The organism is Pseudovibrio sp. SCP20, from assembly GCF_057774105.1.
Genome location: NZ_JBYMDH010000002.1, coordinates 303,311 through 315,993, shown reverse-complemented (window position 1 = coordinate 315,993; position 12,683 = coordinate 303,311). Strand labels below are relative to the sequence as shown.

Here is a 12,683-nt window from a genome sequence, read left to right as displayed (position 1 = left end):
AGCCGTTACGGCGCCCAGCTCAGGAAATTGGAAATCAGGGAGAGGCCGAGCTTCTGGCTCTTTTCAGGGTGAAACTGCGTGCCGACGATGTTGTCTCGTCCCACCATCGCAGTGAACTCACCCGCATAGTCAAAGCTTGCCAAACGGTGCGCAGGGTTGGCTGTCGCAAAGTGATAGGAGTGCACGAAGTAAGCGTGCAGGCCATCACCACCGGTTTTGATGCCTTCAAGAACCGGGTGCTCATCACCAGTCACGTTGATGGTGTTCCAGCCCATGTGAGGAATTTTCAGCTCAGGATTAGATGGTTTCATTGCAGTGACATCACCGCTGATCCAGTCCAGCCCTTCAGCTTTCTCAAACTCAAGCCCGCGGGTTGCCAGCAGCTGCATGCCAACACAAATGCCCATGAATGGCTTGCCTTTGGTCAGCACAGCTTCCGCCAGCGCCTCTTCCATGCCATCAACAGCCTGCAGGCCACGGCGACAATCTGCAAATGCACCAACACCCGGCAAAACAATGCGGTCAGCCTTGGCGACAACGGTTGGATCCGAAGTCACCGTCACCTCATGAGTATGATGATGGTTATGGGCTGCATGCTCAAACGCTTTTGCTGCGGAGCGCAAGTTGCCAGAACCATAATCAATAATTGCCACACTCATGAAGGAACTCCTGTTATCGCTTGAGTGTCATTCCAACGACATCTGTGTCGCTGGTTTGTGGAGCCTGAGGCCCCTGTGGGGGCCGCGTTTCGCCTTTGCGGCGGGAAACACGGTCGAAGAAACGGATTTCTGCCTCATCCAGATTGGAGGCAGTGATGAAACCGACGGTCTGCCAGTTTTTGCGGCGCAGGCTCCAGCTTTTCAGGAACCCGGCTTCCATCGCAAAGAACAGCGTTGCAAGTACCGTGATAAAGCCGCCTGTAGTCGAGCCAAAGGCATCGGCGACAAACACCAATGCAATGATCGCTGCCAGATAGCCAAGAAAGACCAGCCACATGCGGTTATAGAGAGACCAGAGGAGGGGGAAGAGCATCGCCCACCACGAAAAGCCGTCTTTCACGAATTTGATGTTTCGTGCGTCCTCGTCCTTCAGGTGGTCAAGAGAAACCCCTGGTTCGGTCATGACATAATAGACAGCCAATTGCATTCTCCATAACTGGTAGAGCTGCGGGCCGAAAAAGGTTAGCCGCCAAGCTGACCTTTCGTCGTCGGCACGCGTCCACTCTGGCGTGGATCTGGTTCGATAGCTGTGCGTACTGTACGCGCAACCGCTTTAAAGCATGTTTCCGCAATATGATGGCAGTTGGTGCCATAAAGGTTTGCAATGTGCAGAGTAAAACCTGCATTCATGGCAAACGCACGGAAGAACTCTTCAAAAAGCTCAACATCAAACGTGCCAACCTTGTCCCGTGGGAAGTCCACCTGCCAGACAAGGAAAGGACGACCGGAAACATCCAGTGCCACACGGGTCAGGGCTTCATCCATCGCCAGATGCGTATCTGCATAGCGGGTGATGCCGCTCATGTCGCCAAGCGCTTCTTTAAACGCCTGTCCCAGAGCAATGCCCACATCCTCTGTGGTGTGGTGGTCGTCAATATGGGTGTCACCATCTGCGCGAATGGTCATGTCCACGAGCGAATGTCGGGAAAGCTGTTCCAACATATGATCAAAGAAACCAACACCGGTCTTGATGTCATACTTGCCTGTGCCATCCAGATTGATGGAAACAGAGATCGTCGTTTCTTTAGTGCCGCGGGCAATAGTGGCCTGACGCATGGGATGTCCCTTGATAAGTTTATAGCCCTTATACTCATGCAAAACCCCTGCACAAGCATTTAAAGACGCGCCGTTTTAACAGGCTAAGGGATCGCTGCAAATACCCAAAGATGAAAAAGCTAGGATCTGCTACTCCCTCTGGTATTTCTCGGCACAAACTGTTAGGAACTGAGCCGTTTATCTATCAGATATTTGGAGCCTCGCATGTCTTATCGCCCAGCAAATGCAGTCGATCGCTTGATCCTTCCTCTGGATGTTCCAACAGTTGATGAAGCGCGTGAGCTCGTCAAGAAGACTCAAGGGCTTGTCGGCACTTACAAAATCGGCATGCAGCTCCAGTTTGCAGGTGGCCTGCAGTTCGCGGAAGAGCTGGCCAAAGAAGGGCACTCCATCTTTCTCGATGTAAAGCTGCTGGATATCGACAACACCATCACCAGCGCAGTGAAAAACGTCGCGAAAATGGGCATGAAGTTCATGACCATCCATGCGTACCCGAAAAACATGCGTGCCGCGGTGAAGGCACTGGAAGAAGTCGGCAACAAAGACCTCTGCCTGCTGGGTGTCACCGTCCTCACGTCCATGGACGAGCAGGACGTAAAAGACGCTGGCTATGTTGGCCCAACTGCAAACCTTGTCGAACAGCGCGCGCTTGATGCAATTGAAGCAGGCGTTGGCGGTATTGTCTGCTCTCCGGTGGAATCTGCTGCAATGCGTGCAAAGGTTGGCGACAAGCTTTGCATCGTGACGCCGGGTGTCCGTCCGAAAGGCTCTGATGCTGGCGACCAGCGCCGCGTCATGACCCCATACGATGCCATCAAAGCAGGCTCCGACTACCTCGTCATCGGCCGCCCAATCTACCGCGCCGAAGACCCCCGCGCCGCAGCCGAAGCTGTTGTGGCCGAAATCGAGAGTGCGCTTTAAGAATTACCTTCAATGAGCCTCTGCCACTCAGAGGCTCATTTTCTCCATCTTTCTTTGTCCCTTGAACAAAGACTTAAGCTGCTCCCGATACTGATGGTGGAACACAGTGAGAAGGAGCTGGCATCCCATGGACACCATTCTCATCACCGGCTTTGGCGCTTATGCCAACACGCCGACCAATCCCGCAGAAAAACTGGCATTAGCGCTGGATGGCGAAGAGATCGTAGGCGCAAAGATTGTCTCCCGCATTGTCTCCGGTGCATATTTCCGCTGCATTGAAGAGACCGTCGCCGCCATGGAAGAGCTGAAACCCAGCGCTGTCCTCATGTTGGGCGAGTACGGTGGTCGCTCTATGATCACGCTGGAACGTCTGGCGCAAAACCTCAATGATTGTGCGCGTTACGATGTCACGGACACCGCAGGCGTTACACTGCAGGGAGAGCTGACGGTGCCTGATGGCCCGGTTGGTTACTACGCCACAGTTCCCCTTAGAGCCATGACACAGGCTATGCGAGATGCTGGAGTGCCAACGGATATCTCGGATTCTGCTGCCACCTTCTGCTGCAATCACCTCATGTATGGCGTCCTGCACCACATTGCAAAAAACAAACTTCCCATCCGTGCAGGCTGGGTGCATCTGCCCCATCTGCCCGAAGTTGCGGCCATGATTCAGAACCTCGGTGCGCCAAGCATGTCCGTGGATACGCTGGTAAAAGGCATGCGGGCTGGAATTGAGGCGTTACAGGCAAATCAGGAAGATCAGAACATCAACATCATCTCCAAGATGCTGATTTAAAAAGAGATACCTGCTCGAGGATATAAGGCGCCTCAGTAAGAGGCGGTGCCTTTCAACACTTATCCAAGCCATCTGACGGCGAGTTCAGCAGATGTGATCGCATCTGGTTGTGTTTTGTGACCTGCGCAACTTACCTAAGCGATTTCGAGGGATGCCCTGACGCTACGCCTTCACACCCACGTTATGAAGCAGGCACAAAGCACGTCCATTCAGTGCACTTCACGCCTTTGTGTCTCGTAGAGAACAGTTTCTGCCCACATTCCCGTTCATAGTGATCAATAGAACTTCCTGCCTCAAAAGCGGGGAGCTCTTAGGAGAATGTTCGACATTTTTCGCTATCATAGAAACAAAACGATGGGATGGTCAGTCTTGCAGAATATGACACCTCAAACACTCATGAATAAGATTGCATCGGATGGCGGTATGGATGCTCTCGTCTTTAACAAAGACGGTGAGTGTACGATGAACGCTGACGATATCGAGATCCACATGCGGGCCTGCGATAAGCGCCTGAAGATGATGGCCTATCTCTCAGAAGATACAGAAGTTCCGCAGCATCTCATGGTCCAAATGCTGCACGAAAACCATACTGCTAAGAACCGTTTTACCTTTATCCGTGTTGCCCTCGGCCAACCTGCCGTCGTGTCCTGCATCGCTCTGGATGAGCTTGATGCCACTGAACTCCAGCTGTTTGTGGCCGAGTTCAAAGAAGTCGTACGTGCGTGGAAGCCAAAGTTTGCCCCTGCCTCCCAGCGCCAGTGTGAGCGTAAGATGAAACGTGATGGCATTCGCCACACGCAAGAAAGCGCCCAGGCTAAGCTGGAACTACACTAGTCGTTACTTAAACGAGCGATCCATCCCCCACCGAAAAAGAAAAGGGCAGAAAACTGCCCTTCGATGGATCAATCCAGCTTTGCCAGCCAGCCCTGAATATCTGAGATGACTTGCGGAACCATACTTTCGCCCGCAGCGCTCTTAAAAGAATGCGTCATGTCAGCATAGGATTTGTAAGTGACGTTGGTCTTACCCAATCCATCCAGCTTCGCAATCTGCTCCTCAACAGCTTCAGGAGAGACACTCTGATCCTGCCCACCCTGCACAATCAGAACAGGAGTGTCGACCTGCGCGAGGATCTCCAGCTGATCTGATTTCAGCATGCTGTTCCACCAGTTGTAGCCATGCCCACTCATGTTGAGTTCAAATGGCTCGCTGGATGTCACCTGTTGGGCAAAGCCTTTGAAACCCGCAGAAGCTTCTTTGAACGCCTCTTCCGGCATACCGCTGGACTTCATGTTGTGCAGGATGTCATCAATGAAGTGACGCCCGCCACCATTCAGCGCAATGCTCGCAGTCACGAAATCCGCCTTCGCAGCAATCATGTTGGCAACCACCGCGCCTTCACTGCCACCAAGCAAAATCACGCGCTCGTAAATGCCGCCTTCCTTCAACTGACTGATCACCTTGATGTAATCCGCAGTCCGGCGTTCCGGCGAGTCATTCTCAATATAAGCCGCTGGGCAATCCGCGCGCTCATCATTCCTGTCCCAGGAAAGGTCGGAAGTGATGCCGTACTTCTCAACCGTCAGCATATCCGCTTCCGGCAGAACCTGCGAGAACTCCTCGTTGATCAGCTTATTATTGGCCACGCTGTTGCAATCAGAGCCCTGAATAAGCACAAGAAGATCTGTCGCGTTCTTCGGGCTTTGTGATTTCAGATAGATTTCAATCTCGCTACCATCTTCTCGCACCAGATAAAGACCGGACGCAGCAGCAGCCTGTGCGCTGAGAAGAACCGAACACCCCACAACAACTTTAAGCAATGTAGATTTCATAAAATCCCCCAATGGCAAGCACATAGGCGCCCAAAGCAGCACAGAAAGGCGTCCACTCCTGAGGCTCACTCCCCAAAGTGATCTCAGAAGTTGGCGTGTTTGCCGTAAATTGATACTAGAAACACCGATGCGGTGCGCGGAAAAGTGTGTTGCAATCATAAGGCGAGAATGTGGCACAGAAAATATATTATCGCAGGATTAGGCAAGCTAACTGAAGCTATCTAATTCATTGCAAATAAACAAACTTTAGAATAATCTAAATAACACAATTAAGACCTGCTGCAGCATCATAAAGGAGCGTGAAATATGCCGGAAACCCTATCTCTCCCGGCCCCTCAATTGGTTGCTCCACGCGAAGAGCTGTACTTCTATCACGTCAACTCCTTGAAGATACAAGAACACCCAACCGCGTTTGAGGTCTACAACGCTCTGTTCAGCAAGCGCTCTGCATGGCTTGGCGCTGCATTTTGGGTGAGAGACCAGATCTCAGCCTTGGCTGGGGTTACCAAAATCAAAGGCTTTGAAGGCAAACGAAAGATCACGCTTCCAGAAGTCGGCGAGAAGCTCGATTTCTTTCTGGTCGAGCACATTGAGGACCGCGAGCTGGTACTCACCTCAAGAGATAAACATCTCTCGGTCATGACCACGTTCAGCGTCGATGCAATTTCTGAAGGAGCGTTAGTGCGCATCACCTCTTCGGTCATCACACACAACTGGTTCGGCAAACTCTACATGCTGCCAGTCGGTCCGGCTCACAAGTTCATTGCGTGGAACATGCTACGTAACGTAAGTTCTACTTTCTCCGTTTCAAAGTAAAACGCTTAATCAGGATGTATATAGGTTTATGGTTCGAGTCTTCGCGGCGAATCTTTATTTATAAAGAGAGCCTTGCTTCGGTTGGTTGTTGCTCTGGTTAATCATTTTACTGATATTTTCGATGTTTCTTTTCTAAAGAATATGCGAAATAACTAAAATTTTTTGCCTGATTAACATCTCGACCATATTTCCGGAAAACAAATTGCCGAACAAAGCTCTATCAGGAATGCAAAGGGCACACGTTTTGGAATGCTGCCCGCATGCATGGAATCGGCCTCCTATCGTTAACTAGCCGTAAATAAACACGGGAAAATGCTTAGTTAGATTTCAGCGGACCAAATTATCATGTTTGCATATTTAGCTAAGCTCAAAATTGTTCATACCATCACACTGCTTTCAATTATTCCAAGCATTGCAGCCCTCGTTTTTCTCTATCAGCTCATCAAGGTCGACACCGAGGATGAGCAGAAACTGGCTGCCCTTTCGCAGCTCACGCGCCTTTCCGTCAAAATCGGTAGTCTGGTGCATGAGCAGCAGAAAGAGCGCGGCGCCACAGCCTTATTCCTTGCCAGCAAAGGTCAGCAGTTTGAGGCGGACTTGAAGAGCCAGCGCAAGGCAACGGACACCGCCCGCATCGATTACCTGCAGTTCCTTGAGGGCTTTGACCTGTCCATCTATCAGCCAGCATTTGCCGCTGATCTGGAAGGCATCAATGCCGAGCTGCAAAAGACGCCCAGAATGCGCTCCAATGTTGATGCGTTGAATGTGCAGATGGCTGAGGCGGTTGCTTTCTACACCAGACTGAACTCTGAAAAACTCGATATCATCGGCTCCATGAGTGAGCTCAGCCCCAATGCGGAAATTGTAGACCGCATCGTAAGCTACCACGCCTTCCTGCTGACCAAAGAGCGGGCTGGGCTGGAGCGGGCTGTTGGCGCAGCGGGCTTTGCAAGCAATGCATTCCCACCTGCCACCCTGCAAAAGTTCCAACGTCTTATCGTTGAACAGAACGCCTTCACGCACATTTTCCAAACCTATGCCACACCCGAACTTTTCGCAGACTATGAGAAACTGCAGAACGGTGCCGCCAACACCAAGCTGAACACCTATCGCGATATAGCACTGGGTGGTGAGGAAACTGCAACAGCTCTGGAAACCATCAGTGGCCCTGAGTGGTTTGACACGGCATCCCAAAAAATCAACCAGCTCAAGGCCTTGGAAAACACCATCGCTGCTAGTCTGATTGAAGATACAGAGCAACTGCAAGCAAGTGCCAACGGACGTCTCACCCTTCACATGAGCATCGCTGCCGTTGGCTTCCTGCTGGTGTTCCTAATGTCCTTCATCCTCATCAAGTCCATCCAACGCTCCTTCGCTAAGATCATTGAGGCCATGGAGCAACTCGCCAGTGGCAACCTGAGTATCAAGCTGCCAAAGCCAGCGAAAAACGAAGTGGGCCAGATGATCAAGGCTGTCTCCGTCTTCCAGGAAAACATGATCCTCGCACGCGATCTGAAGAAGGAGCAGGACACCCAGCACGCCTCTCAGTTAGAGCGTGGCGAGTTCCTCGAAGGCCGCATTGCAGACTTTGAGCAGGCTGTTTCCTATGTGCTTGAAACCATGGGCCGCAACTCGCAGACCATGCAGTTGTCCTCTCAGGAAATGTCGAGCATCTCCGAGCTTACCAGCAACCAATCCAAGGCCGTCGCCTCGGCAGCAGAAGAAGCCTCTCGCAGCGTACAGTCTGTCGCCTCTGCCACAGAGGAGCTGGATTGCTCCGTCGCTGAAATTGGCAACCAGATGCAACACTGCAGAAAAGCAGCGTCTGAAGCGGTGGATCAGGTCCACAGCGCCAACTCCGATGCAGCAGAGCTGCGCAAAGCAGCGCAGAGTGTGGGAGATGTGGTCAGCATCATCACAGACATCGCCGAGCAAACCAATCTGCTTGCCCTCAACGCCACCATAGAAGCTGCACGAGCAGGTGTTGCAGGCAAGGGCTTTGCGGTGGTTGCAAGTGAGGTGAAGTCACTGGCTGAGCAAACCTCTCAGGCCACAGAGCAAATCCGAAATGAGATTGCCGATATCCAACGCGCCACAGAGGGATCTCTCACCGCAATGGAAGACATCGACAAGATCATCCGTGAGATCGACCAACGCGCCAGTGCCGTCTCCAGCGCCATCAACGAGCAAAAGTTTGCCACTCAAGAAATCGCCAGCAATGTCAGCGAGGTCGCTGGCGGAACAGCTGAGGTCACGGAGAACATCGCCAAGGTCAACGAAGCTGCCATCCAAACTGGCGTCACCTCAAAGCAAGTCCTCATCGCCTCTGAGGAACTCCGTACCGAAGCCGATCACCTCCGCAACGAAATCGACCAGTTCCTCGGCGATATCAAAGCGGCCTAGGCCCGCTAAATCCAAGTAAAAACAGCAGTCTGCACACCAATGCAGGCTGCCTTCCCGTAGCAGCTCTCACCACCTGCACAGAAACTGCACAAATCTGCACGAGATCTCATCGGTTTTGCCCAACTGCCTGCAAGGGGCACCGGTAGACCGTCGCCTGAGTTCATTCACTTAATGATTTCAGGGGCGAAATTGATGTTATCTAACTCTCGCATTCAGCCGGTGTCTTGGATGCCTGCAATGGGCATTCAGGCCCGGTTTCTTCTCGGTTTGGGCCTATGCTTGCTTGCTGACTATTTGTTCTTTGGTCACCGGGCTGAAATTGGCTTCAGTCTGTTCATTGTAGCCGTTGCCTTTGCGATCATGCTGCTGGGCGGACACCGGGTGAGCCCCCGCCTTGCTTGGATCACGATGCTAACAGTGATCATTGGCGTTGTACCAAGTGTCCTCCAGTGGGATTTTCTAAGCGGGCTGATTGCCATTCTCGCTCTGGCCATGTGCACTCTCATCATGAACCGACGCGTGAATGCCTTTGACTTAAATATGGTCAAAATACTGCTCATCTTCCTGCGCCGTTGGCCGCTGGGTTTCATCAAAGACATGTTTACGCTCAGCCGCGTCAAACGACGTAAGCGGCCATTGTCCAACTACGCCAAACTGGCGTTCACCTGGTTTCTGCCACTCACCTTGTTCCCGATTTTTCTGTATCTGTTCAGTTCTTCAAACCCTGTCATCGAGCAATGGCTGCTCAGCATCAACCTAGGCAAGCTCTTTGAAAAACTGAACATGGCGCGCATCGTGTTCTGGTCCATCACTTTTGCTCTGATCTGGCCGTTCCTGCGCGTAAAATTCAGAAAAAAGCTGAAGAAAAAGAAGGCTGTTGAATCCGCGGCTAAAACACCGGAGCAGCAAACTGTTCAAGCCTACCGATCTGTCTTGGATGAAATCTTTGGCTATAAAGCAGTTGTCCGCTCGCTCGTGCTCTTCAACGGCCTCTTTGCTCTGCAAACTGTGCTGGATGCCTTCTACCTGTGGGGCTCTCAGGAACTTCCGGCAGGCACCACCTATGCCAACTACGCCCACAAAGGCGTCTACACCCTCATCATTGCCGCTCTGCTTGCCGCTATCTTTGTACTGTTCGCCAGCCGCTCTGGAGCTTCAACTGCCAAGTCCAAACTGGTGAAGGTGCTGCTGCTTGCATGGACCATCCAGACCGCTCTGCTCGTCGCCTCCTGCCTCGCGCGCCTCGGCAATTATGTCGGCGTTTATTCAATGACTTACCTGCGCCTCTATGCATTGATCTGGGTGATTCTGGTACTCATCGGCGTACTCAGCATCATTGTCAAACTGGCCCTAGGACGAAACAACGGTTGGCTCGTTCGTGTGAATATGCTGGCAGTTGCGGGGATCCTCTACACGCTCAGCCTCACAAACACAGCCGCATTGATCGCAGATTATAACGTGACCTACGCCGATAACTCCAAGTTTGACCATTGGTACCTGATCAGCTTGGGGCCACAGGCTATCCCGGCCATTGATGCAAAGATGAAAAGTGAACTGGAGCGAGGTGTTGCCGCAAATAACAGAGACTTTCTGGAACTATGGTCATCCCGCCGAAGTATGGCTCGCACCGTGAAGCGTAATGCGGATGACTGGCGCCTATGGAGCCTTAGAAATCAGCTGTTGCTCAACTACCTGCAAGAGAACGAAGTCCCGACAAGACCGCAGGCTCCGGCAAAACCGCAGGCTCCAACACAACTGGAAACCCCGGCTAAGTTGCAAACCCCGGCCTCTGACAGTAGAACTCGTTATCGTGAAGATCCGGGCCTCTGAGAATGCAAAATATACTGGTAGTTGACGACGATGCGCACATTCGGGAAGTGATTACTTTCGCGATCGAAAAAGCCAACTACAACACCATTATTGCTGAAAATGGATTTGAGGCTGTTGCCTGTTTTAAGCAGCAGCCGGTGGACCTGATCATTCTGGACATCGGCATGCCGGAGATGGATGGCTTCGAAGTCTGCCGCGAGATCCGCAAGCACTCAGAAGTGCCGATCCTGTTCCTGTCCGCTCGCGATGAAGAGATCGATCGTATCCTCGGGCTGGAAATGGGAGGAGACGACTACGTTACCAAACCATTCAGCCCACGAGAGCTGGTCGCCCGCATCGGCGCAATCCTGAAACGCACCAATGGCCCCAAGATTACAGGAGAGGCCAAACCTTCTCAGCTTCAGGCCGGAGGCGTGCAGCTTGATCCTTCGTACCGCTCAGTGGCTTACAACGGTCAGTCCGTGGAACTGACGTCCATCGAGTTCGAGATCTTGAAGCTGTTTCTGGACCGCCCCCGCATGACGTTCTCCCGCAATCGGATCATCGATCTGGCATACCCGCCCAACATTCACGTCTCAGACCGGACAATTGACAGCCATATCCGCAATGTCCGCTCAAAGCTGACGACTGCAGGGGCGCCGAATCTGATTGAGACGGTGCACGCTGTTGGCTTCAGACTGGCGGCACTGCCGGTTCCATCATGATCGCCACGGCAACAAAAAAGAAGTGGCGCCCAACGCTGGGCCTTGTGGTGGTTGCAGTGCTGCTCAGCGTGCTGCTGCTGCCGCTCGCGATCATCCTGTTCTTCCGCATCTTCGAGCATCAAATCTTCCAACAAACGGAAAACGCCCTGATTGCTCAAAGCGCTGTCCTGTCAGCCGTCATGTCGCAAATGGTGGAAGAGCAGGAGGAGATCAGCCTTGATGACCTCGTGAGTGCTGAGCGCAGTGTAAGCGTGGAGAACGGCTCTTACACGCCGATAGCACCGCGCAACTACCTCTTTTCCGCCAAAACCTACCCACGCCGCGCAAAGGCTCGTGAAGCCGCTGAAGCACCCAGTGAGGTGATGCTGAACATCGGCAGCCGCCTGTCTCCACTGCTGATGGAAACGCAGAAGGTGACTCTGGCTGGCTTCCGTGTGCTCGACCACAAAGGCAACGTTATCGCTGGGCGCAGTGAAGTCGGCCTCTCCCTAAGCCACGTGGAGGAAGTGCAAACGGCACTCTCTGGCCAATACCGCAGCGTCCTGCGCGAGCGCATTTCAGATGAGCCAGCACCAGCACTGACTTCACTAAGCCGCGGAACATCAACGCGCATTTTCTCTGCAATGCCGGTTCTGGTGCAGGGCAAGGTGGTTGGGGTGATCTACGCCTCCCGCACCCCCAGCAACACCATGCGCCAGCTCTTCAAGCAATGGCAGATCGTGGCGATCGCCGCCGCCTTCACATTGCTTGTGACAGCTGCCATCGGCTTTGTGTTCCTGCGGGTCATCACCAAGCCTATTTACGAGCTGATCGACCGTACTCAGCGGATCAGCAGCGGTGACACACAGGCAATCGCTCCCTTAAAGCACAACGGTACGCGTGAGTTTGCATCGCTGGCAGACAGTTTCCTCGCCATGGCCCGGAAAATCTCGGAGCGGGCGGATTACATCTCCACCTTCGCCTCTCACGCGGCACATGAGTTGAAATCGCCGGTCACAGCCACCAAAGGAGCAGTCGAACTCCTGCTGGAATCCGGGGACGACATGTCAAAGGACCAGCGCACCAGATTCCTGAACAACATTTTGCAGGATTCTAACCGCCTATCCGCACTGTTGGATCGCCTGCGCCATCTGGCTCGTGCGGACAACCCCAAGTCCTCTGGAACTCTGCATCTTGGTGAACTGCTCGATCACCTGCAAAGTCACTATGAGCAGCTGGTGCTAGAGGTGAACTGCGAGAGAGATCAGACCCTGCCAATCACGCTGGAAAATGCGGAGATTATCTTCTCCAACCTGCTGGAAAACGCTGTGAACCACGGGTCGAGCAAGCTCACCATCAAAATTGAGGAAACGCCAGAAACCCTGCTGTTTTACACCAGCGACAACGGCAGCGGCATTTCTGAGGGCAATGCTGGAAAGATCTTCGACCTGTTCTTCACCACCCAAAGGGCAGAAGGCGGCACAGGCATGGGCCTTGGTATCGTGCAATCCATGGTCAAATCACACTACGGTACCGTGTCGTATCTGCCGGATAGAGCGGAAACCACATTCCTGGTTGAACTACCAAAGACCACGACAAACTCGGTATAAAACCGAATCTCTCAGCT

General features: G+C 52.8%; 12 protein-coding genes. 8 read left to right on the top strand and 4 right to left on the bottom strand.

Going from position 1 to position 12,683, the window contains the following annotated elements:
* Positions 1-5 precede the first annotated feature (5 nt).
* The 3 genes from hisH to hisB are packed head-to-tail and all read right to left on the bottom strand — an operon-like array spanning position 6 to position 1,775.
* The gene (hisH, locus tag AC3CB2_RS09975) at positions 6-659 is read right to left on the bottom strand and encodes an imidazole glycerol phosphate synthase subunit HisH (protein WP_352932515.1); all 654 of its coding nucleotides are present in this window, start codon (positions 657-659) and stop codon (positions 6-8) included.
* A gap of 13 nt (positions 660-672) precedes the next feature.
* Positions 673-1,146 carry a DUF2628 domain-containing protein gene (locus AC3CB2_RS09970; RefSeq protein ID WP_054782914.1) on the bottom strand — a complete coding sequence of 158 codons (474 nt, stop codon included), beginning with the start codon at positions 1,144-1,146 and terminating at the stop codon, positions 673-675.
* Between the two features lie 35 nt (positions 1,147-1,181).
* Positions 1,182-1,775 carry an imidazoleglycerol-phosphate dehydratase HisB gene (gene hisB, locus AC3CB2_RS09965; RefSeq protein ID WP_008548769.1) on the bottom strand — a complete coding sequence of 198 codons (594 nt, stop codon included), beginning with the start codon at positions 1,773-1,775 and terminating at the stop codon, positions 1,182-1,184.
* 204 nt (positions 1,776-1,979) lie between these two features.
* On the opposite strand from hisB, the gene pyrF reads away from it, so the two are divergent.
* The 3 genes from pyrF (at position 1,980) to AC3CB2_RS09950 (ending at position 4,326) form a co-directional block, all read left to right on the top strand.
* Positions 1,980-2,696: an orotidine-5'-phosphate decarboxylase gene (gene pyrF / locus AC3CB2_RS09960; protein ID WP_054782915.1), complete on the top strand. Its 717-nt coding sequence runs from the start codon at positions 1,980-1,982 to the stop codon at positions 2,694-2,696.
* Between the two features lie 127 nt (positions 2,697-2,823).
* A complete protein-coding gene (gene pcp, locus AC3CB2_RS09955) occupies positions 2,824-3,492 on the top strand; it encodes a pyroglutamyl-peptidase I (protein ID WP_352932520.1) in 669 nt (222 codons plus the stop codon).
* Between the two features lie 396 nt (positions 3,493-3,888).
* Positions 3,889-4,326, top strand: coding sequence for a type III secretion system chaperone (locus AC3CB2_RS09950; protein WP_352932523.1), 438 nt, complete (start codon positions 3,889-3,891; stop codon positions 4,324-4,326).
* 68 nt (positions 4,327-4,394) lie between these two features.
* Here AC3CB2_RS09950 and AC3CB2_RS09945 read toward each other — a convergent pair whose 3' ends face one another.
* A complete protein-coding gene (locus AC3CB2_RS09945; RefSeq protein ID WP_352932526.1) occupies positions 4,395-5,324 on the bottom strand; it encodes an alpha/beta hydrolase family protein in 930 nt (309 codons plus the stop codon).
* A gap of 306 nt (positions 5,325-5,630) precedes the next feature.
* Here AC3CB2_RS09945 and AC3CB2_RS09940 point away from each other — a divergent pair, with 306 nt between their 5' ends.
* The 5 genes from AC3CB2_RS09940 to AC3CB2_RS09920 all read left to right on the top strand — a co-directional run bounded on the left by AC3CB2_RS09940 (position 5,631) and on the right by AC3CB2_RS09920 (position 12,666).
* Positions 5,631-6,140 carry a DUF2867 domain-containing protein gene (locus tag AC3CB2_RS09940; RefSeq protein ID WP_352932529.1) on the top strand — a complete coding sequence of 170 codons (510 nt, stop codon included), beginning with the start codon at positions 5,631-5,633 and terminating at the stop codon, positions 6,138-6,140.
* Between the two features lie 345 nt (positions 6,141-6,485).
* Positions 6,486-8,543 (top strand): methyl-accepting chemotaxis protein, encoded by a 2,058-nt coding sequence (locus tag AC3CB2_RS09935; protein WP_352932531.1) that lies wholly within the window; start codon positions 6,486-6,488, stop codon positions 8,541-8,543.
* Positions 8,544-8,735: 192 nt separating this feature from the next.
* Positions 8,736-10,373 carry a DUF4153 domain-containing protein gene (locus AC3CB2_RS09930; protein ID WP_352932534.1) on the top strand — a complete coding sequence of 546 codons (1,638 nt, stop codon included), beginning with the start codon at positions 8,736-8,738 and terminating at the stop codon, positions 10,371-10,373.
* Between the two features lie 2 nt (positions 10,374-10,375).
* Positions 10,376-11,077, top strand: a complete 702-nt coding sequence (locus tag AC3CB2_RS09925; protein ID WP_352932537.1) for a response regulator transcription factor — start codon at positions 10,376-10,378, stop codon at positions 11,075-11,077.
* Positions 11,074-12,666 carry a sensor histidine kinase gene (locus tag AC3CB2_RS09920; protein ID WP_352932539.1) on the top strand — a complete coding sequence of 531 codons (1,593 nt, stop codon included), beginning with the start codon at positions 11,074-11,076 and terminating at the stop codon, positions 12,664-12,666. The genes AC3CB2_RS09925 and AC3CB2_RS09920 overlap by 4 nt, the downstream gene beginning before the upstream one ends.
* The last annotated feature ends 17 nt before the right edge of the window (positions 12,667-12,683 follow it).

What these genes read in the sequence shown, in the direction of transcription:
- AC3CB2_RS09950 (WP_352932523.1), top strand. Translation starts at nt 3,889, where the DNA reads ATGAATAAGATTGCATCGGATGGCGGTATGGATGCTCTCGTCTTTAAC.
- AC3CB2_RS09970 (WP_054782914.1), bottom strand. Translation starts at nt 1,146, where the DNA reads ATGCAATTGGCTGTCTATTATGTCATGACCGAACCAGGGGTTTCTCTT.
- AC3CB2_RS09935 (WP_352932531.1), top strand. Translation starts at nt 6,486, where the DNA reads ATGTTTGCATATTTAGCTAAGCTCAAAATTGTTCATACCATCACACTG.
- pcp (WP_352932520.1), top strand. Translation starts at nt 2,824, where the DNA reads ATGGACACCATTCTCATCACCGGCTTTGGCGCTTATGCCAACACGCCG.
- AC3CB2_RS09920 (WP_352932539.1), top strand. Translation starts at nt 11,074, where the DNA reads ATGATCGCCACGGCAACAAAAAAGAAGTGGCGCCCAACGCTGGGCCTT.
- hisB (WP_008548769.1), bottom strand. Translation starts at nt 1,775, where the DNA reads ATGCGTCAGGCCACTATTGCCCGCGGCACTAAAGAAACGACGATCTCT.
- AC3CB2_RS09945 (WP_352932526.1), bottom strand. Translation starts at nt 5,324, where the DNA reads ATGAAATCTACATTGCTTAAAGTTGTTGTGGGGTGTTCGGTTCTTCTC.
- pyrF (WP_054782915.1), top strand. Translation starts at nt 1,980, where the DNA reads ATGTCTTATCGCCCAGCAAATGCAGTCGATCGCTTGATCCTTCCTCTG.
- AC3CB2_RS09930 (WP_352932534.1), top strand. Translation starts at nt 8,736, where the DNA reads ATGTTATCTAACTCTCGCATTCAGCCGGTGTCTTGGATGCCTGCAATG.
- AC3CB2_RS09925 (WP_352932537.1), top strand. Translation starts at nt 10,376, where the DNA reads ATGCAAAATATACTGGTAGTTGACGACGATGCGCACATTCGGGAAGTG.
- hisH (WP_352932515.1), bottom strand. Translation starts at nt 659, where the DNA reads ATGAGTGTGGCAATTATTGATTATGGTTCTGGCAACTTGCGCTCCGCA.
- AC3CB2_RS09940 (WP_352932529.1), top strand. Translation starts at nt 5,631, where the DNA reads ATGCCGGAAACCCTATCTCTCCCGGCCCCTCAATTGGTTGCTCCACGC.